General features: G+C 66.9%; 10 protein-coding genes and 3 rRNA genes. 4 read left to right on the top strand and 9 right to left on the bottom strand.

Annotation, left to right across the window (positions count from 1 at the left end):
- Positions 1-81: 81 nt before the first annotated feature.
- From J2S55_RS01440 to J2S55_RS01430, 3 genes are all read right to left on the bottom strand, one after another.
- Entirely contained in the window at positions 82-1,008 is a 927-nt protein-coding gene (locus J2S55_RS01440; protein WP_306856713.1) for a DMT family transporter, read from the bottom strand.
- A 260-nt stretch (positions 1,009-1,268) separates the two neighbouring features.
- A complete protein-coding gene (locus tag J2S55_RS01435) occupies positions 1,269-5,750 on the bottom strand; it encodes a HAMP domain-containing protein (protein ID WP_306856712.1) in 4,482 nt (1,493 codons plus the stop codon).
- 42 nt (positions 5,751-5,792) lie between these two features.
- Positions 5,793-6,953 carry an EamA family transporter gene (locus tag J2S55_RS01430; protein WP_306856711.1) on the bottom strand — a complete coding sequence of 387 codons (1,161 nt, stop codon included), beginning with the start codon at positions 6,951-6,953 and terminating at the stop codon, positions 5,793-5,795.
- A gap of 168 nt (positions 6,954-7,121) precedes the next feature.
- Here J2S55_RS01430 and J2S55_RS01425 point away from each other — a divergent pair, with 168 nt between their 5' ends.
- Both J2S55_RS01425 and J2S55_RS01420 read left to right on the top strand, forming a co-directional pair.
- Positions 7,122-8,747 (top strand): PucR family transcriptional regulator, encoded by a 1,626-nt coding sequence (locus J2S55_RS01425; RefSeq protein ID WP_306856710.1) that lies wholly within the window; start codon positions 7,122-7,124, stop codon positions 8,745-8,747.
- Between the two features lie 19 nt (positions 8,748-8,766).
- Complete coding sequence (locus J2S55_RS01420) at positions 8,767-9,162, top strand: cupin domain-containing protein (protein ID WP_306856709.1); 396 nt, start codon at positions 8,767-8,769, stop codon at positions 9,160-9,162.
- A gap of 82 nt (positions 9,163-9,244) precedes the next feature.
- Here J2S55_RS01420 and J2S55_RS01415 read toward each other — a convergent pair whose 3' ends face one another.
- A complete protein-coding gene (locus J2S55_RS01415; RefSeq protein ID WP_306856708.1) occupies positions 9,245-9,394 on the bottom strand; it encodes a hypothetical protein in 150 nt (49 codons plus the stop codon).
- 289 nt (positions 9,395-9,683) lie between these two features.
- On the opposite strand from J2S55_RS01415, the gene J2S55_RS01410 reads away from it, so the two are divergent.
- Complete coding sequence (locus J2S55_RS01410) at positions 9,684-11,147, top strand: phosphodiester glycosidase family protein (protein WP_306856707.1); 1,464 nt, start codon at positions 9,684-9,686, stop codon at positions 11,145-11,147.
- Positions 11,148-11,527: 380 nt separating this feature from the next.
- Here the strand turns inward: J2S55_RS01410 and rrf are convergent.
- From rrf to J2S55_RS01395, 3 genes are all read right to left on the bottom strand, one after another.
- Positions 11,528-11,644, bottom strand: a 5S ribosomal RNA gene (gene rrf / locus J2S55_RS01405).
- 145 nt (positions 11,645-11,789) lie between these two features.
- Positions 11,790-14,914, bottom strand: a 23S ribosomal RNA gene (locus J2S55_RS01400).
- Positions 14,915-15,329: 415 nt separating this feature from the next.
- Positions 15,330-16,852 (bottom strand): 16S ribosomal RNA (locus J2S55_RS01395).
- The 16S, 23S and 5S rRNA genes sit together here, the layout of an rRNA operon.
- A 541-nt stretch (positions 16,853-17,393) precedes the next feature.
- Between J2S55_RS01395 and J2S55_RS01390 the strand changes: the two genes are divergently transcribed.
- Complete coding sequence (locus J2S55_RS01390; protein ID WP_306856706.1) at positions 17,394-18,446, top strand: AI-2E family transporter; 1,053 nt, start codon at positions 17,394-17,396, stop codon at positions 18,444-18,446.
- Here J2S55_RS01390 and J2S55_RS01385 read toward each other — a convergent pair.
- Entirely contained in the window at positions 18,409-19,026 is a 618-nt protein-coding gene (locus J2S55_RS01385) for a response regulator (protein WP_306856705.1), read from the bottom strand. The genes J2S55_RS01390 and J2S55_RS01385 overlap by 38 nt on opposite strands.
- The gene (locus J2S55_RS01380) at positions 19,023-20,117 is read right to left on the bottom strand and encodes a sensor histidine kinase (protein WP_306856703.1); all 1,095 of its coding nucleotides are present in this window, start codon (positions 20,115-20,117) and stop codon (positions 19,023-19,025) included. The genes J2S55_RS01385 and J2S55_RS01380 overlap by 4 nt, the downstream gene beginning before the upstream one ends.
- Positions 20,118-20,122: the final 5 nt, after the last annotated feature.

The following is a 20,122-nucleotide window of genomic DNA, read 5'->3' as shown; positions in this document are numbered from 1 at the left end:
AGAGGCACGGGGCTCGAAGACGACGGCCCCCAGGCCGGGGAGGGTGAAGCCCGGAGACGGCGGCCGGCGTGAGGCGGTCTCCTACGCGGCCGTTCTCTTCGAGGACGCCGGCACGGCCGTGGTCTCCTCCTCCGCCGAGGCGTCACCACGGGCCGAGTTCGCCAGGATGCCCCAGACCGCGCCGGCCAGCACGACCGCCCCACCGGCGAGCTGCGGCCACGACAGGGCCCCGCCCAGCAGCAGCCACGTGGCGAGCACCGCCACGACGGGCTCCAGCATGCTGAGGATCGACGCGCGGACCGGGCCGAGCGCCGTGGCCCCGACGAAGAACAGCGCGATCGCGAGCACGGTCGACACGATCGCCACGGCCGCCGCCCAGCCCCAGCCGGCCGGCGCGAAGCCGAGATCCAGCCCGCCGGTCGCCAGCCCCAGCAGCGCGAACGAACCCGTGGCGAACATCGCCAGATAGGCCGTGGTGACCGTGGGGGACAGCGAGGCGGAGACCTTGCTGCCCAGGACGATGTAGCAGGCGTAGGCCACGGCGGACCCGACCGCAGCGAGCACGCCGAGAACGTCGAGGCCGGCGTCGAGCGGGCCCACCACCAGTGTCAGCCCGGCCAGTGACACCAGGATCGGCCCGACGACGGTCCAGCTCAGCCTGGTGCGTTCCACCACCGCCGACAGGACCGAGACGAGCCCCGGATACACGTACAGCAGCAGCACGGCGAGCGCCGGCGCGATGCGCTGGACCGCCGTGAAGTACAGCAGCGACTGCGTGGCGTACATGCCGCCGCCCAGCAGTGCCAGGGTCATCCACTGCCGCCCCGTCAGCCGCCCGAGCCTGCCGCGCAGCCCCAGCCAGCCGAGGAACACCGCCGCCGCGATCGCGAACCGCAGCATGAGAAGTGTCGTCACCGACATTCCCGTGTCGTAGGCGTAGAACGCGAAGACGGGCATGAACCCGAAACCCGCCGCCGAGACCAGCGTCGCCACGACACCGTGCCGCATCACCACTGCCACCTCCGAGGGGCCATTGTGACCCATCGGCCTGGGACGTGACCCACGGACCCCGGGACGTGATCCATCGGCCCGGGACGCCCGTCATCCAGGCCCGGGACGCCCGTCATCGCACCGGCCGCGCGGCGCCACCATCACCGAGCGGCGCCACCATCACCGGGCGGCGCTCCGCCCACGGAGGTCAGCGCTCAGGGGCCCGCCCACGCGCGGCGGTCACCACTCGGTCACCGCCGCACGCGGCGGGACACCGCTCACAGTCCCATCCACTGCTGTATGCGGGAGAGCAGCTCCTGGGCGTCGACCGGCTTGGTGACGTAGTCGCTGGCCCCCGCGGCCAGGGTCTTGTCCCGGTCGCCCTGCATGGCCTTGGCGGTCACCGCGATGATCGGCAGGTGGGCGAAGCGCGGCATCTTGCGGATGGCGGCGGTGGCGGCGTAACCATCCATCTCCGGCATCATGATGTCCATCAGGACAAGGTCGACGTCCTCGTTGCGTGACAGCGTCTCGATGCCCTTGCGGCCGTTCTCCGCGTAGAGCACCTGCATGCCGTGGAGTTCGAGGATGTTGGTCAGCGCGAACACGTTGCGCACGTCGTCGTCGATGACCAGCACCTTGCGGTTCATCAGCATGGTGTCCGCCTCCTCCAGCGCCCGCGGCCGTTCGTCGGGGCTGGGCTGGACCAGCGGCAGGACATGGCCCGGCTCCTGGGCCGACAGGTGCAGGGTGATGCGCTCACGCAGCTCGTCGAGGCTGGGCAGGAGCTCCAGCGGCTGGGTGTTGGAGCGGCCCTTGAGCAGGTTCTCCTGCGGCCGGGTGAGCGTACGGCTGTGATGGGCGAGCACGGGGAGCCCGCGCAGGGCCGGGTCCTCGTCGAGCCCGCGGAGGAACTCCGCCGCCCCGTCCTGCCCCATGCCCAGGTCGAGCACGACGCACTGGTGGCCGCCCCTGTTCAGGATCTCCAGGGCGGTCGCGGGGTCGTTGGCGGTGGAGACCCAGACCGGCCCGTGGGTCCCGGTCAGGTCGGCGACGACGCTCTCGGCGAGCTGGGAGAGCAGGCCGTTGAGCCGGGACTCCACGACGAGCAGCCGGCGGCCGTCCCCGCCGAACCTCTCGGGCGCCGCGCCGACCGGCTGCAGCGCGAGCCCCGTGGCTTGCCTGACGGCCGGGCCGGCGCCGGCCGGAGCGACGTCCGCGATCGGCAGGAAAAGGCTGAAGGTGCTGCCCTCGCCCAGGGCGCTGACCGCCTGGAGCTCGCCGTTGAACAGCGCGGCTATCTCACGGCTGATGGACAGGCCCAGCCCGGTGCCGCCGTATTTGCGGCTGGTGGTGCCGTCGGCCTGCTGGAAGGCGTCGAAGATCTGGGAGAGGTTCTCCTTGGCGATGCCGATGCCGGTGTCCACGACATGGAAGGCGAGGACCTCCTGCCCGGGGGCTCCCGGGAGGTCCACCTTGTCGGTCCGTTCGATGCGGAGCCGGACCGAGCCCGTCTCGGTGAACTTCACCGCGTTGGACAGCAGGTTCCGCAGCACCTGGCGTAGCCGCTGCTCGTCCACGAGCAGCTCCTCGGGCACCTCCGGCGCGACGCTGACGTCGAAGCGCAGCCCCTTCTCCGTGGTCAGCGGGCGGAAGGTCGCCTCGACGTAGTCGAGGAGCTGCCGCAGGGGCAGGGATTCGAGGCTGATGTTCATCTTGCCGGCCTCGATCTTGGACAGGTCGAGGATGTCGTTGATCAACTGGAGCAGGTCGGTGCCGGCCGAGTGGATGACGTTGGCGTACTCCACCTGCTTGGCGGTGAGGTTGCGGGCCGGGTTCTGGGCCAGCAGCTGGGCGAGGATCAGCAGCGAGTTGAGCGGGGTGCGCAGCTCGTGGCTCATGTTGGCCAGGAACTCGCTCTTGTATTTGGAGGCGAGCGCGAGCTGCTTGGCCCGCTCCTCCAGCTCCTGCCGGGCCTGCTCTATCTCGCTGTTCTTCGTCTCGATGTCGCGGTTCTGGCGGGCCAGCAGCTCCGCCTTCTCCTCCAGCTCGGCGTTGGAGCGCTGCAGCTCCTCCTGTCCGACCTGGAGCTCGGTCGCGAGCCGCTGCGACTCGGCGAGCAGGGAGTCGGTGCGGGCGTTGGCGACGATCGTGTTGACGTTGACGCCTATGGTCCCCACCAGCTGTTCGAGGAAGGCCCGATGCACCTGGGTGAACCTGTTGAGGCTGGCCAGCTCGATCACGCCGAGCACCTGGTCCTCGACGATGATCGGCAGCACGATGAGGTTGACCGGACCGGCCGCCCCCAGGCTGGAGGAGATCGTGAGATAACCGGCGGCGATGTCCTCCACCAGGATGGGGCGCTTGACGAGCGCAGCCTGTCCCACGAGCGAGTCGCCGAAGGCGTAACGACGGCCGGTCTCCCGGTGACCGTATCCGCCGACCACCCGCAGCTCCGCGCCGTCCGGGGTCTCCTCCGCGAGCAGGAACGTCCCGCACTGGGCGGAGACCAGCGGGGCCAGCTCGTTCATCACCAGCTCGGCCACGACGGCGAGGTCGCGGTGTCCCTGCATGAGCCCGGAGATGTGGGCCAGGTTCGACTTGAGCCAGTCCTGCTCCTGGTTGGCCAGGGTGGTCTCGCGCAGGGACTTCACCATGGAGTTGATGTTGTCCTTGAGCTCGGCCACCTCGCCGGAGGCGTCGACGGTGATCGACCTGGTGAGGTCGCCCGAGGTCACGGCGCTGGTCACCTCGGCGATCGCGCGGACCTGGCGGGTCAGGTTGCCGGCCAGCTCGTTGACGTTCTCGGTCAGCCGCTTCCAGGTGCCGGAGACGCCCTCGACCTCGGCCTGCCCGCCGAGGCGCCCCTCGCTGCCCACCTCGCGGGCCACGCGGGTGACCTCGGCGGCGAAGGACGACAGCTGGTCGACCATCGTGTTGATCGTGGTCTTCAGCTCCAGGATCTCGCCCCGGGCGTCCACGTCGATCTTCTTGGTCAGGTCGCCCTGGGCGACCGCCGTGGTGACCTGGGCGATGTTGCGGACCTGGTTGGTGAGGTTGCCGGCCATCGAGTTGACGTTGTCGGTGAGGTCCTTCCACGTGCCGGCCACGTTGGGCACGCGGGCCTGACCGCCCAGCTCGCCCTCGGTGCCGACCTCGCGGGCCACCCGGGTGACCTCGTCGGCGAACGCGCTCAACGTGTCGACCATGGTGTTGATGGTCTGCGCGAGCGCGGCGACCTCGCCCTTGGCCTCAACCGTGATCTTCTGCGACAGGTCGCCGCGGGCGACGGCCGTGGTGACCTGTGCGATGGAGCGCACCTGGCTGGTGAGGTTGTCGGCCATCGAGTTGACGTTGTCGGTGAGGTCCTTCCAGGTGCCGGACACCCCCCGGACGGTGGCCTGGCCGCCAAGGTTGCCCTCGGTGCCGACCTCGCGGGCCACCCTCGTCACCTCGTCGGCGAAGGCCGAGAGCTGGTCGACCATCGTGTTGATGGTCTCCTTCAGCTCCATGATCTCCCCGCGCGCGTCCACCCTGATCTTCTGCGACAGGTCGCCCTTGGCCACCGCCGTGGTGACCTGGGCGATGCTGCGCACCTGGGCGGTGAGGTTGTCAGCCATCACGTTCACCGACTCGGTGAGCGCCTTCCAGGTGCCGGAGACGCCCTTGACGTCGGCCTGGCCGCCGAGCCGGCCGTCGGTGCCCACCTCACGGGCCACCCTCGTCACCTCGTCGGCGAAGGACGACAGCTGGTCGACCATCGTGTTGAGAGTGTTCTTCAGCTCCAGGATCTCGCCCCGGGCCGAGACGGTGATCTTCTGTGACAGGTCGCCGCGGGCGACGGCCGTGGCCACCTGCGAGATGTTCCGCACCTGGTCGGTGAGGTTGCCCGCCATGTAGTTCACCGAGTCGGTCAGGTCGCGCCAGGTGCCGGAGACGCCCTTGACGTCGGCCTGGCCGCCGAGCCGGCCGTCGGTGCCGACCTCGCGGGCCACCCTCGTCACCTCGTCGGCGAAGGACGACAGCTGGTCGACCATGGTGTTGATGGTGTTCTTCAGCTCCAGGATCTCGCCCCGGGCGTCCACGGTGATCTTCTGTGACAGGTCGCCCTTGGCCACCGCCGTGGTGACCTGAGCGATGCTGCGGACCTGGTCGGTGAGGTTGCCCGCCATGAAGTTCACCGAGTCGGTCAGGTCGCGCCAGGTGCCGGCGACGCCGGTCACCTCGGCCTGGCCGCCGAGCCGGCCGTCGGTGCCCACCTCACGGGCCACCCTCGTCACCTCGTCGGCGAAGGACGACAGCTGGTCGACCATCGTGTTGAGGGTGTTCTTCAGCTCCAGGATCTCGCCCCGGACGTCCACGGTGATCTTCTGTGACAGGTCGCCGGTCGCCACCGCGGTCGCGACCTGGGCGATGTCGCGGACCTGGTCGGTGAGGTTGCCCGCCATGGCGTTGACCGAGTCGGTCAGGTCCTTCCACGTGCCGGAGACGCCGGGCACGTCGGCCTGGCCGCCCAGCTGTCCCTCGGTGCCCACCTCACGGGCCACCCTCGTCACCTCGGAGGTGAACAGGGAGAGCTGGTCCACCATGCCGTTGAACACGGTGGCGATCTCTTTGAGCAGCCCGTCGCCGTCGTCGGGCAGGCGAGTGCCGAAGTCGCCGTCACGCACGGCCGTGAGCCCGGCCAGAAGCTGACGGAGATCCAGCTCCTCGACGCCCGGCGCGGAGCCGCGCGCCGCCGAGCCAGAAGCCTCAACCATGCTCATCATCGCGCCTCTCAGCGGAGAAAGGGTCAAGTAATCTTAATGCCCCAGGACCAGGACTTGACCTGCGCCGATGCGTGAAAGCCCAGAGATGCGCGGAAGCTCGGAGCGGGGCGTACGGCCGCCGGGCGGTGGGATCCGCGCGGAGCCGGCCGCCGTCCGCCGCCGTCCGCCGCCGTCAGGGCCCTGGCCCCCGTCCCGGGCCCTGACCCCCGCCCGCCGGCCGAGCGCCACCCGCCGGCCGGGCACGGGCTCCCGCCGGCCGGGCACCGGGTCCTGGACGGTGGCCGCCCGCCGCCCGGCCACCGTCCGCTGCGCCAGGAGCGCACCCGCCAGCACCAGGGCGCCGCCGAGCAGTTGGGGGGCGCCGAGCGCCTCGCCGAGCAGGACCCAGGCGATGAGGATGCTGGCGAGCACCTCCAGCGAGGCGACCGTGGCCGCGACGGCGGCGGTCAGGGCCCGCACCGCCGCGATGCCGGTGGCGTAGGCGATCACGGTGCCGACGACGACCAGCCAGCCGACCGCCGCGGGGGCCGGCAGTCTCCAGCCGCCCAGTACGAGGTCGGCGGTGGCCAGGTCCCAGGGCAGGTGCCACGGCGCGGCCGGCGGCGTGAGCACGGCGGCCGCGCCGGTCAGCCCCCACGTGAGCGCGCCGAGCGGGTGGACGTCGTCTCCCGCCTCCTGGCTGAGCAGGAAGTACACCGCGGCGCAGACCGCCGTCCCCAGGCCCAGCACGAGGCCGAGCCCGTCGAGGTGGACACCCCGCCACACCTCGACGACGCAGGCGAGCCCGCCGACCGCCAGGACGGCGCCGACCGCGGCGGCACGCGGCAGCCGGGTCCGGCGTGCCAGCCGTACCCAGGCCAGGACCAGGACCGGCGAGGCGTACTCCAACAGCACCGCGACCCCCACCGGCAGACGGGCGATCGTGCCGTAGTAGAAGGCCTGCACCGCGGCGAAGCCGACCAGGCTGTAGGCGGCGACGAAGCGCAGCCGGTGCCGGGGGACGGCGAGGGCGGACGGCCGGACCAGGGCGGTCGCGACGAGCAGCACGAGCGCCGCCCCGGCGAGCCTTGTCCACACCGCCTGCAGCGGCGACAGCCCCGCGTCGATGAGCGACTTGGCCAGCGGGCCGGAGAAGCCGAAACAGACCGCCGAGACGGCCGCGAAGATCAAACCCTTGAAACCGGGACGGGACATCTTGATCCCTCCTCCCATCTCAACACCACCATACCCTCTTCACCGGTGTCGCTGACGGCGAGGGGTGGGCAGCCGAGGCGGCAGGCATGGACCGGTAATCGGATCGGCGCAACAAGATGTAATGCAACTATCGTCCGGACTTACAGTCTGATCGGATACTCTCGGTGTGTGCTCCCTACCATCGCCGACGTCCTCGCCCTGGACACCGTCCGCCGAGGCAACCCCCGGGTCGTCGCGGGAGCCGACCGGCTGGACACCCGGGTGCGCTGGGTCCATGTCGGTGAGGTCACCGACATCGCCCACCTGCTGCGCGGCGGAGAGCTGGTGCTCACCACCGGCGTCGCGCTCCCCGACGCCCCTGAGAGACTGGTCCAGTACGTCGCGGAGCTGGCCGCCGTGGGCGCCTCCGGGCTGATCGTGGAACTGGGCCGCAAGTTCGTCAGGGAACTGCCCCGGGGCGTGGTCAGCGCCGCCGAGGAGCACGGCCTGCCGTTGATCACGCTGGCCCGCGAGACCCCGTTCGTGCAGATCACCGAGTCGGTCCACGCCAGGATCATCGACATCCAGCTGGAGGAGCTGCGCGCCTCCGAACAGCTCCACGAGGTCTTCACCGAGCTGTCGGTCGAGGGCGCCTCCCCCGCCGAGGTGCTCAGCCAGGTCGCGCGGCTGTCCGGACGGCCGGTCCTGCTGGAGAACCTCGCCCACCAGGTCCTCGCCTGCGAGACGGCCGGGCGTGACACCGGGACGCTGCTGGCGAGCTGGGAGACGCGGTCCCGGGCGGTGGCGCCGGAGGAGCGGACCGCCTACGACTCGGCCTCCGGCTGGCTGGTCACCATGGTCGGCGCCCGAGGGCAGGACTGGGGCCGGTTGATCCTGCTCTGCGACGGTGAGCCCGGCCCGCGCGACATCGTGCTCGCCGAACGCGCCGCGACCACCCTCGCGCTCGGCCGCCTGCTGGAGCGCCACCAGGAGTCACTGGAGCGCCAGGCCCACGGCACGATCATCACCGGCATCCTCACCCACGCCTACGCCGATCCCGACGAGGCCGCGGCCCGCGCCCGGGCGGTCGGCGTCCCGCTGACCGGCCGCAAGCTGATCAGTGTGGTGCTCCGCCTGACCGAGCCCCCGGAGAGCGCGCTGGACGGCCAGGAGCAGCTGGCCCGGCTCGGCGAGCTGGCCGACGCCGCCGCGGCCGCCTGCCGCGACGCCCGACTCCCCGCCCTGGTCGGCGCCCTGAACCAGAACCGCGTCGGCGTCCTGCTCCCGCTGCCTCCGCGCACCTTCCCCGAGCCCGCGCTGACCACGCTCGCCGACCGCCTGCGCATGGCCTTCACCACCCCGTTCGTCCTCGCCGCCGGCTCGGTGGTCGAATCCCTCCGTGACGTACGGCGGAGCTTCCTCGAGGCGGAGCAGGTCGCGGACGTGGCCGTCCGGCAGCCCGACGGCCGGGCCTTCTACCGCCTCCCCGACCTGCGCCTGCGCGGCCTGCTGCACTTGCTCAGAGACGACGCCCGCCTGCAGACCTTCGCCGAGCGCGAGCTCAGCCCCCTGCTGGCCCACGACGCCCAGCGCGGCGGTGACCTGACCAGGATCCTCCGGGTCTATCTCGACTCCGGCCGCAACAAGGCCGTCGCCGCCCAGAAGGCCCACCTGTCCCGGCCCGCCTTCTACGACCGGCTCCGTAGGCTGGAACGGATCCTCGACACCGACCTGGACGATGTCGAGTCCTGTCTCTCCCTTCACGTCGCGCTGCTGGCGCTGGAATCGTTCCGGAGAGACAACCCCCGCACCTGAAAGATCCTGAAAGGCCCCCATGCCTGACATCCTCGTCCCCGAGACCGCCGACCTGGCCCGTATGGTCACCGCCGCCGGGATCTTCGCCGTCCCCACCGGCGAGGTACGGCTGTCGCCCGACGAGCTGGACCCCGCCCAGATCATCGCCGGCTCACCGCAGGTCTCCTCGGCCGAGCTGTGGTCCTCCCCCGACGGCTCCCAGAGCCGGGGAATCTGGGAGATCACCCCGGGCACGGTGACCGACGTCGAGCGCGACGAGATCTTCGTGGTCCTGTCCGGCCGGGCCACCGTGGAGGTGGAGGGCGGCGCCGCCGTCGAACTCGTCCCGGGATCGGTCTGCCTGCTCGCCGAGGGCGCCAAGACGACCTGGATCGTCCACGAGACCCTCCGCAAGGTCTATCACTGCCTGTCCTGACGGAGCTTACGGCGCAGGCCGTACGGGACCCAGATTCCGTACGGCCTGCGCCCGCCTGTCGCGCCTGCCGGTCCGCGCCCGCCTAGCCGTCTCGGTCGGATGTGACGTCGACGTGGAGGGTGTCGTCCGCGCAGACGTAGAGATCCCAGCGGCGCGGTCGCGCCAGGATCACGCCAAGGATGAAACCCAGGACCATGCTCGCGATGATCACAATGAGAATGTTCAGCCCCATGACGGCTGCCTCTCGGAAAGACGTGCCGCTTGAACTGAGGGAATGCGGCCTACTGCACCGTAGCGCCGTATTGCCGCCCGCGCAGCGAAACGACGTGGGCTAACCCGTATTGACCAGCGCGGTTGACCCGATGGGGGCAGCCCGGGACTACGCGAATTCCGTCGTTCCGCATATGGCGCCGCCCAGGCGACAACACTTTCTTGTGGTGTTTGGCGTGTTTCGCTCCCCTTGACAGGTAGATCTCGGCACGATGGTGCACCGAAGTCTGGTCACCAACGGGGAGAGATACATGTCGCGACGTATCATCGTCGGGCTTTCAGCCATAGCACTTACCATCACGGCGATTCCCGCCCAGGCCGACCGGGCGGGTCAGACCTTCCCCTCCTCGGCTTTCCCGCTCGGCCAGAACGGGATCCCGGTCAAGAGCCAGCGCAGCATCGCGCCGGGGGTCGACCTCTTCAGCGTGATGTACGGCACGTCCACCCAGGGATGGACCGTGACGGTGTTGATGCCCAACGGGCACGACGACGGCAGGCTGACCACCGCCCAGACGAAGGCCGAGGAGGTCGCCGCCGCGGGCTTCACGCCCACTCTGGAGAAGATCGTGCAGCCCGCCGCCGCGGACGCTCCGGCCGTGGAGCGCTATCTGGTCCGCGTCGGCCTGTGGACGTTCAAGCAGCGCGCCAAGGCCGACAAGGTGGTGAAGGAACTCAAGGAGGCCGGCATCCGGGCCAAGACCGACTATCTCGGCGACGACGGCCTGGAGACCACCGGCCCCTGGGACATGCGCGTGCTGATGGTGGATCCGAAGACCTTCAAGGGATCCTTCAGGACCAGCGTCGGCACCAGCGTCGCCAAGCGTGAGACCACCAGCTCCATGTCCAAGCTCACCAAGGCCATCGCCGGGGTCAACGGCGGCTTCTTCAACATCCACACGCCCAAGGCGCTCCAGGGCGACCCGATGGGCGTCTCGGTGGTGGGCGGCAAGCTGCTCAGCGAGGCGGTGCCCGGCCGCAGCGGCCTGGTCATCAACGGGCGCAAGGCCCGGATCACCGAGCTGCAGACGGCGATCACCGCGATCCCCGCCGACGGAGCGAAGACCGAGGTCAAGGGGGTCAACCGGGCCGCCGGAGCGGACGAGCTCGTCCTCTACACCGAGGAGTTCGGCACCAAGACGGCGGCCGACGGCGGCGCCGAGATCGTGGTCGACGCCCAAGGGCGGATCGTCAACGCCCGGGAGGCCGGCGGCGCCGTCCCGCGCGGCGCCTACGTGCTCCACGGCACCGGCATCATGGCCGACTGGCTCCGGGAGCACGCCCTGGAGACCTCCATCATGAAGCTGGACACCAGAGTCATCGACCTGCGGACGCAGCGGGCCGTCCCCCTCACCCCCGAGACATACATCATGGGCGGGGGCGTCGGGCTCCTCAGGAACGGCCGGGTACGGATCACCGCCCAGGCCGACGGGCACGCGTCGGTCGTGATGATGCTCCGCCGCCACCCGCGCACACTGGTCGGCGTCACCAAGTCCGGCGGCCTGATCCTGGCGACCGTGGACGGCCGCAACCCGGGCGTCACCGTGGGCGCCTCGATGGTGGAGGCGGCTCAGCTGATGCGCTGGCTGGGCGCCAAGCAGGCGATGAACCTCGACGGTGGCGGCTCGACCGCGATGGTGGTCAACCACAAGGTCATCAACCGGCCCTCCGACGGCAGCGAGCGGACCGTCGGCGACGGCCTGTTCATCACACCCTGATCCGGACAGCTCCTTGATCCGGGTCACTTCCTGATCCAGATTGCTCCTTGATCCGGATCACGCCTTGATCCGGGTCGCTCCGGCCGGGCCCTGCCCGACGCGCCGGCCTCGGCGGGGCCGGCGCGTCCTCCGGCGTCAGGGGCTCGCCTCCTGGCCTCGCCCGCGGTCCAGCGCACCGACACCACGATCGCCCTGTCGGTCCAGGTGCCCTACCGGATCGAGCCCCTGCTCCACGCCGCTCCGGACGCCTGAGCGGATCCTCCACCAGGGCCGCCCGGGTGCCAGGCTCGGGGTGCTGGGCCCGGGGTGCCGGGCTCGGGTAAAAGTCCCCGGAACGCAGGAAAGGCCACCCCCGAAGGGATGGCCTAACCTGAATGATTGTCCGGCGGCGACCTACTCTCCCACACCGTCCCCGGTGCAGTACCATCGGCGCTGAAGAGCTTAACTTCCGGGTTCGGAATGTAACCGGGTGTTTCCCCTTCGCCATAACCGCCGTAACACTATGAAACTGTCAAACACACGCACATGCCGCGGTGTTCGCTGTTTCAGAATCGCATAGTGGACGCGGGCAACAACCCTGATCACGCGCTGCTCCGGACCCGGCGAAGGGACAGAGCGCTGCAGTGACCAAGAATATGCTTTGTGGTCAAGTCCTCGGCCTATTAGTACCGGTCAGCTCCACACATTACTGTGCTTCCACCTCCGGCCTATCAACCCAATCGTCTATTGGGAGCCTTACCCCTCACGGGTGGGAGACCTCATCTCAAGGCGAGCTTCCCGCTTAGATGCTTTCAGCGGTTATCCCTTCCGAACGTAGCCAACCAGCCGTGCTCCTGGCGGAACAACTGGCACACCAGAGGTTCGTCCGTCCCGGTCCTCTCGTACTAGGGACAGCTCCTTTCAAGTCTCCTGCGCGCGCAGCGGATAGGGACCGAACTGTCTCGCGACGTTCTAAACCCAGCTCGCGTACCGCTTTAATGGGCGAACAGCCCAACCCTTGGGACCTACTCCAGCCCCAGGATGCGACGAGCCGACATCGAGGTGCCAAACCATCCCGTCGATATGGACTCTTGGGGAAGATCAGCCTGTTATCCCCGGGGTACCTTTTAGCCGTTGAGCGACGGCGCTTCCACAAGCCACCGCCGGATCACTAGTCCCAGCTTTCGCTCCTGCTCGACCCGTCGGTCTCACAGTCAAGCTCCCTTGTGCACTTACACTCGACACCTGATTGCCAACCAGGCTGAGGGAACCTTTGGGCGCCTCCGTTACTCTTTAGGAGGCAACCGCCCCAGTTAAACTACCCACCAGACACTGTCCCTGATCCGGATCACGGACCGAAGTTAGACGTCCAAAACGACCAGAGTGGTATTTCACCAATGACTCCACCATCACTAGCGTGACAGCTTCACCGTCTCCCACCTATCCTACACAAACCGTTCCAAACGCCAATGTCAAGCTGTAGTGAAGGTCCCGGGGTCTTTCCGTCCTGCTGCGCGTAACGAGCATCTTTACTCGTAGTGCAATTTCGCCGGGTCTGCGGTTGAGACAGCGGGGAAGTCGTTACGCCATTCGTGCAGGTCGGAACTTACCCGACAAGGAATTTCGCTACCTTAGGATGGTTATAGTTACCACCGCCGTTTACTGGCGCTTAAGTTCTCAGCTTCGCCACATTACTGCAGCTAACCGGTCCCCTTAACGTTCCAGCACCGGGCAGGCGTCAGTCCGTATACATCGTCTTACGACTTCGCACGGACCTGTGTTTTTAGTAAACAGTCGCTTCCCCCTGGCCTCTGCGACCCCCACCAGCTCAGGGAGCAAGTCCCATCACCAGCGAAGGCCCCCCTTCTCCCGAAGTTACGGGGGCAATTTGCCGAGTTCCTTAACCGCAGTTCACCCGATCGCCTTGGTATTCTCTACCTGACCACCTGAGTCGGTTTCGGGTACGGGCCGCCACGACACTCACTAGAGGCTTTTCTCGGCAGCATAGGATCACCCACTTCGCCACAATCGGCTCGGCATCACATCTCAGGATACGCGGACCGCGGATTTGCCTACGGTCCTCCCTACATGCTTACCCCAGGACTACCATCGCCTGGGCTGGGCTACCTTCCTGCGTCACCCCATCGCTTACCTACTACCAGATCAGGCCAGGCGTTCAGCCTCACCCACACCCCGAAGGGCGTTAGGGGCTTAAGGACCCTTAGTATCACTGGATTCAGTATTGGCGCATCGTAGCGGGTACGGGAATATCAACCCGTTGTCCATCGACTACGCCTGTCGGCCTCGCCTTAGGTCCCGACTTACCCTGGGCGGATTAGCCTGGCCCAGGAACCCTTGGTCATCCGGCGCAGAAGTTTCTCACTTCTGATTCGCTACTCATGCCTGCATTCTCACTCGCACGGCCTCCACAACTAGATCACTCTGCTGCTTCGCCGGCCGCACGACGCTCCCCTACCCATCCACACACCTAAACCACAAAGGCTCGGACACATGTGTGAATGCCACGACTTCGGCGGTGTACTTGAGCCCCGCTACATTGTCGGCGCGGAATCACTTGACCAGTGAGCTATTACGCACTCTTTCAAGGGTGGCTGCTTCTAAGCCAACCTCCTGGTTGTCACTGCGACTCCACATCCTTTCCCACTTAGCACACGCTTAGGGGCCTTAGTCGGTGGTCTGGGCTGTTTCCCTCTCGACTACGGAGCTTATCCCCCGCAGTCTCACTGCTACGCTCTCACTTACCGGCATTCGGAGTTTGGCTGACGTCAGTAACCTTGTCGGGCCCATCGGCCATCCAGTGCTCTACCTCCGGCAAGAAACACGTAACGCTGCACCTAAATGCATTTCGGGGAGAACCAGCTATCACGGAGTTTGATTGGCCTTTCACCCCTAAACACAGGTCATCCCCCAGGTTTTCAACCCTGGTGGGTTCGGTCCTCCACGCGGTCTTACCCGCGCTTCAACCTGCCCATGCCTAGATCACTCCGCTTCGGGTCTACAGCATGCGACTCAAACGCCCTATTCAGACTCGCTTTCGCTACGGCTCCCCCACACGGGTTAACCTCGCCACACACCATAACTCGCAGGCTCATTCTTCAAAAGGCACGCAGTCACATCACAAACAGGCAAGCCTGTTTACGCTCCTACGGCTTGTAGGCACACGGTTTCAGGTACTATTTCACGACCCCTCACCGGGGCGCTTTTCACCTTTCCCTCACGGTACTTGTTCACTATCGGTCATCAGGGAGTATTTAGGCTTACCAGGTGGTCCTGGCAGATTCACACAGGATTTCTCGGGCCCCGTGCTACTTGGGATCCCCTCAAACAGTCGACAAGATTTCGCCTACCCGGCTCTCACGGTCTCCGGCGCAACTTCCCAGAAGCTTCGACTATCCCATCGATTTCTCACTGTTTGGAGGAGCGGCAGCTCCTCCCAGAGGGTCCCACAACCCCGCACACGCAACGCCTGCCGGCTATCACACGCATACGGTTTAGCCTCTTCCGCTTTCGCTCACCACTACTCACGGAATCACTAATTTGTTTTCTCTTCCTACGGGTACTGAGATGTTTCACTTCCCCGCGTTACCACCAACCGCCCTATACATTCAGGCGGAGGCAACACCACATGACTGGTGCTAGGTTTCCCCATTCGGACATCCCCGGATCAAAGTCAGGTTGGCGACTCCCCGGGGCTTAACGCAGCCTCCCACGTCCTTCATCGGCTCCTGATGCCAAGGCATCCACCGTGTGCCCTAAAAAACTTGGCCACAAAGATGCTCGCGTCCACTATGCAAATCTCAAACAACAAACAGCGACCGCACCCACCCCACCACCAAACACCCACACCAGAAGCTGAGGCAAAACCCCAACCCCGGCCAGGCCGGTATGACAGGAGGACGGTCCCGCACGAGGTCACACAGACCACGAAGCCCGCCACAGGCAGGCTCCGCATCCGGTCCGTTTCCTCAGGACCCAACAGTGTGTCCGGAACCCCGGAACCCCTCGACCCGCGTTCCCACTCCCGACCCCCGTGAGGAGGATGGGCGGTACTAGCCGGTCAGCGATCCCGCTGAACCGAGTAGCCAGTGCTCCACTAATGAGCGTGCCGAGCGTGAGACGTACGCTCACGGACCCGGCCTGGACCAGACCCTCAAAGCTGAGGATGTGGCCGATGCTCCTTAGAAAGGAGGTGATCCAGCCGCACCTTCCGGTACGGCTACCTTGTTACGACTTCGTCCCAATCGCCAGCCCCACCTTCGACCGCTCCCCCCACAAGTGGTTGGGCCACGGGCTTCGGGTGTTGCCGACTTTCGTGACGTGACGGGCGGTGTGTACAAGGCCCGGGAACGTATTCACCGCAGCGTTGCTGATCTGCGATTACTAGCGACTCCGACTTCATGGGGTCGAGTTGCAGACCCCAATCCGAACTGAGACCGGCTTTTTGGGATTCGCTCCACCTCACGGTATCGCAACCCTCTGTACCGGCCATTGTAGCATGTTTGCAGCCCAAGACATAAGGGGCATGATGACTTGACGTCATCCCCACCTTCCTCCGAGTTGACCCCGGCAGTCTCCAATGAGTCCCCACCACCCCACAAGGGAGCGTGCTGGCAACATTGAACAAGGGTTGCGCTCGTTGCGGGACTTAACCCAACATCTCACGACACGAGCTGACGACAGCCATGCACCACCTGTCACCCGATCCGAAGAGGCACCCATCTCTGAGTGTTTCCGGGCGATGTCAAGCCTTGGTAAGGTTCTTCGCGTTGCGTCGAATTAAGCAACATGCTCCGCCGCTTGTGCGGGCCCCCGTCAATTCCTTTGAGTTTTAGCCTTGCGGCCGTACTCCCCAGGCGGGGCGCTTAATGCGTTAGCTACGGCGCGGAAACCGTGGAAGGTCCCCACACCTAGCGCCCAACGTTTACAGCGTGGACTACCAGGGTATCTAATCCTGTTCGCTCCCCACGCTTTCGCTCCTCAGCGTCAGGTAAGGCCCAGAGAACCGCCTTCGCCACCGGTGTTCCTCCTGATATCTGCGCATTTCACCGCTACACCAGGAATTCCGTTCTCCCCTACCTACCTCTAGCCAGCCCGTATCGAATGCAGACCTGGAGTTAAGCCCCAAGCTTTCACACCCGACGTGACAAGCCACCTACGAGCTCTTTACGCCCAATAATTCCGGACAACGCTTGCGCCCTACGTATTACCGCGGCTGCTGGCACGTAGTTAGCCGGCGCTTCTTCTGCAGGTACACGTCAACTTCGTCCCTGCTGAAAGAGGTTTACAACCCGAAGGCCGTCATCCCCCACGCGGCGTCGCTGCGTCAGGCTTCCGCCCATTGCGCAATATTCCCCACTGCTGCCTCCCGTAGGAGTCTGGGCCGTGTCTCAGTCCCAGTGTGGCCGGTCGCCCTCTCAGGCCGGCTACCCGTCGTCGCCTTGGTAGGCCGTTACCCCACCAACAAGCTGATAGGCCGCGAGTCCATCCCCAACCGAAAAAACTTTCCACCACCATCCCATGCGGGAAGTGGTCGTATCCGGTATTAGACCCAGTTTCCCGGGCTTATCCCAGAGTCAGGGGCAGGTTACTCACGTGTTACTCACCCGTTCGCCGCTCGAGTACCCCGAAGGGCCTTTCCGCTCGACTTGCATGTGTTAAGCACGCCGCCAGCGTTCGTCCTGAGCCAGGATCAAACTCTCCAAACAATGTCTACAGAGTTGCTCCCGGCTGAAAGCACCCACCACCGGCAAAGGTGGCGGTGTCATCAACCAAAGGAATCCGTCCTCCCACACACGTGGGTGGGACGGGGTTGTGCTTCATGCACTGGCTTTTAACACACTGTTGAGTTCTCAAGAAACGGACGCGTTCTCCGTCGTCCAGGCCATTCGGCCCGGCTTCCGGGGCGTTCCATTCCGCTTTTCCATCTTATCAGGCCCGCCCGGTCTGTGTCAAACTGTCGCTTTCCGCGTCAGCCGTTCCAGACCCGCCGAACCCGCTAGGATGTCGACCACTCCGCTTCCGGAGCAACCCTTCTAACTTACTCCGACATCCGGCTCTTGTCGAATCGGATCCCGTCGAGACGCACGCGTCCCAGCGAAGGGAGGTGATCAGAAGGGGTTCCCGAGGCTCTGGCGATCTCCGCCTACCCCCTCGGGCCTGTGAACTCTATGTACGCCGTCCCCTTCCGTCAAATCGACGGCCGGCCACCCGGAGACGTGTTTTCCGCCCCATGGGTAGAGACCCGACATGACGGACCAACGACTGGTGCCCCGGGCACTCATCGGGCTGCTCTGCACCGCGAGTGCCGTGGTCACACTGGCCGGGATCAAAGAGGTCGGATCGATCATCGGCCCCGTGCTGCTGGCCCTCGTGCTCGTCCTCGCGGTCTCCCCGGTCAGGACCTGGCTCCAGAGACGCGGCGCCCCCGGATGGACGCTGATCGCGGTCCCGCTGACCATCGTGCTGCTCCTGCTGTTGGGCATGGTGACGATCCTGACCATCGCGGTCGCGGAGACGGCCAACCTCGTCCCGGCCTACGGCCCGCAGTTCGACCAACTGCTCGCCGAGGCGCAGAAGCTGGCGGCGAGGTTCGGTATCGGCACCGAGCAGGTGAACCAGACGATCAAGTCGTTCGACCTGGGCAAGATCTTCGCGCTCGTCCAGGGGTTCGCCAGCGGACTGCTCGGCGTGTTCACCAGCCTCATCCTCATCGTCGTCCTGGTGCTGGCCATGTGCCTGGACGCGCGCTCCTTCTCCCAGGTCCTGGCCTCAGGCGCCGCCCACCGCCCCAGGTTCGTCCAGGCGCTTGGGGACTTCGCCCACAAGACCCGCCGCTATCTCGTCGTCTCGACGGTGTTCGGTCTCATCTGCTCCGTCCTGGACGTGACCGCGCTCTGGCTGCTCGAGGTGCCCCTCCCGCTGCTGTGGGGGGTGCTGGCACTGATCACCAACTACATTCCGAACGTGGGCTTCGTCCTCGGGCTGATCCCGCCGGCCCTGCTCGGCCTGCTTGAGGGCGGCCCGAAAACGATGATCTTCGTGATCCTCTCCTACATGTTGATCAATTTTGTGATCCAGTCGCTCATCCAGCCCAAGTTCCTCGGCGACGCCGTCGGCCTGTCCACGACCATGACACTGCTGTCCCTGCTGGTGTGGGCGTTCGTGCTCGGCCCGCTGGGCGCCCTGCTCGCCATCCCCCTCAGCCTGCTGGTCCGGGCGCTGCTCATCGACAGCGATCCCAACGGCGAGTGGGCCGCGGCCCTCATCTCCGGAGAAGTCCCCGCCGGCGAGCGGCCATGACCGCTCCGGTCCGGTTGTCCACCTCCAGCTTCGCGTAGATGTGCACCAGATGGCTCTTCACCGTGGCCTCGCTGATGAACAGCTCCCGGGCGATCTGCCGGTTCGACAGCCCGTCGGCCACCAGGGCGACGATCTCGATCTCCCGAGGGGAGAGCGGCGTCTGCGGTGACCGCATCCGGGTCACCAGCCTGGCCGCGACCGGTGGGGCGAGGATGGTCTCCCCCCGCACCACCGCCCGGATGGCGTCGAGCAGGTCGTCGGTGGGGGCGTCCTTCAGCAGGTAGCCCGCCGCCCCCGCCTCGATGGCGGTGAAGATGTCGCCGTCGGTGTCATAGGTCGTCAGCACCAGCACCCGGGGCGGGCGTGGCAGCCGGCCGATCAGCCGGGTGCTCTCCGCGCCGGACATCCCGGCCCCCAGGCGCAGGTCCATCAGCACGACGTCCGCGCCGGGGGCCAGCCGTACGGCCTCCTCGCCCGTGGCGGCCTCACCGACCACGGCCATGTCGGCGGCCTGGTCGAAGACCGCGCGCAGGCCCTTGCGCACGACGGGGTGGTCGTCGACGAGCAGCAGGCGGATCACGGCACGGGGAGGGTGACGGCCAGGGCCGTACCGAGGCCGGGGGCGGACTCGACGGTGACCGCGCCGCCGAGTTCGGCGGCACGGTCACGGATGAAGCCGAGACCGTTGCCCGACCTGGTCAGCGGGTCGAAGCCGCGCCCGTCGTCCACGATGTCCATCGCCACTTCGTCCTCCATGTAGGTCAGCGTGAGCGCGGCCCTGCCCGCCTCCGCGTGCCGGGAGACGTTGGCGAGTCCGCCCTGGGCGATCCTGAGCAATGCGATCTCAGCGGGGCGGGGCAGCATGTACGGCTCGCCGTCGAGCTGGAAGGCGGCTCCCTCCCGGGAGCACAGGCGGCGCAGCGCCTCCTCCAGGGAGCCGTCCAGCCCCGGCGGGCTCAGGGCGTGGACGAAACGGCGCGCCTCGGCGAGGTTGTCCTCGGCCGCGTGCATCGCCTCGGCCACATATCCGGCCGGGTCCGGCGGCGCGGCGCGGAGCAGCAGGACGATGCTGGACAGGCCCTGGGCCAGGGTGTCGTGGATCTCCCTGGCCAGCCGCTGGCGTTCGGCGAGCACCCCGGCCTCGTGCTGGGTCTCGGCCAGCTCCGCGCGCGTGCGGGTCAGCTCGTCGATGAGATCGCGGCGGCGCTCGCTCTCCCGGTACAGGGCCGTGTAGCCGGTGACCATGAGGATCGCCACCATCGCGCCGATGGCCGGACCGACCACTTGGGCGGGGTTGAGCGAGGGTTCGTGCAGGGCGAGCGTGCCGACGGTGACCGCGGTGAGCGCGATCACGGCCGGGACTCCTCCGCGCAACGGCAGTAGATGCAGGCAGACGAAGAACAGCGGGAACGCCAGCCAGACGAAGTCCGGGGTAAGCAGGCCGAGCGCCGCCCAGATCAAGGTGACGGCCGCCAGCCAGAGCAGCGACGCCGCGCGACGCCGGCCGAGGGTGAGACCTACCGCGTAGACGGCGCCGAGCAGGACACCCCCGGCCAGCGCCGCCCAGGAACCGGACACGCGGGCCAGGCCGACCGCGAGCAGCACGTAGAACACGCCGTGCAGGCCGAACTTGAGCAACCGCATCGCGGGAATCTCCAACTCCCCTCCCATGCGTC

This window comes from Streptosporangium brasiliense, assembly GCF_030811595.1.
GTDB classification, from domain to species: domain Bacteria; phylum Actinomycetota; class Actinomycetes; order Streptosporangiales; family Streptosporangiaceae; genus Streptosporangium; species Streptosporangium brasiliense.
This window is presented reverse-complemented; position numbering and strand designations above follow the sequence as displayed.

Coding starts and splice junctions, on each gene's coding strand:
- J2S55_RS01380 (WP_306856703.1), bottom strand. CDS start 20,117: ATGGGAGGGGAGTTGGAGATTCCCGCGATGCGGTTGCTCAAGTTCGGC.
- J2S55_RS01435 (WP_306856712.1), bottom strand. CDS start 5,750: ATGGTTGAGGCTTCTGGCTCGGCGGCGCGCGGCTCCGCGCCGGGCGTC.
- J2S55_RS01390 (WP_306856706.1), top strand. CDS start 17,394: ATGACGGACCAACGACTGGTGCCCCGGGCACTCATCGGGCTGCTCTGC.
- J2S55_RS01430 (WP_306856711.1), bottom strand. CDS start 6,953: ATGTCCCGTCCCGGTTTCAAGGGTTTGATCTTCGCGGCCGTCTCGGCG.
- J2S55_RS01440 (WP_306856713.1), bottom strand. CDS start 1,008: ATGCGGCACGGTGTCGTGGCGACGCTGGTCTCGGCGGCGGGTTTCGGG.
- J2S55_RS01410 (WP_306856707.1), top strand. CDS start 9,684: ATGTCGCGACGTATCATCGTCGGGCTTTCAGCCATAGCACTTACCATC.
- J2S55_RS01420 (WP_306856709.1), top strand. CDS start 8,767: ATGCCTGACATCCTCGTCCCCGAGACCGCCGACCTGGCCCGTATGGTC.
- J2S55_RS01415 (WP_306856708.1), bottom strand. CDS start 9,394: ATGGGGCTGAACATTCTCATTGTGATCATCGCGAGCATGGTCCTGGGT.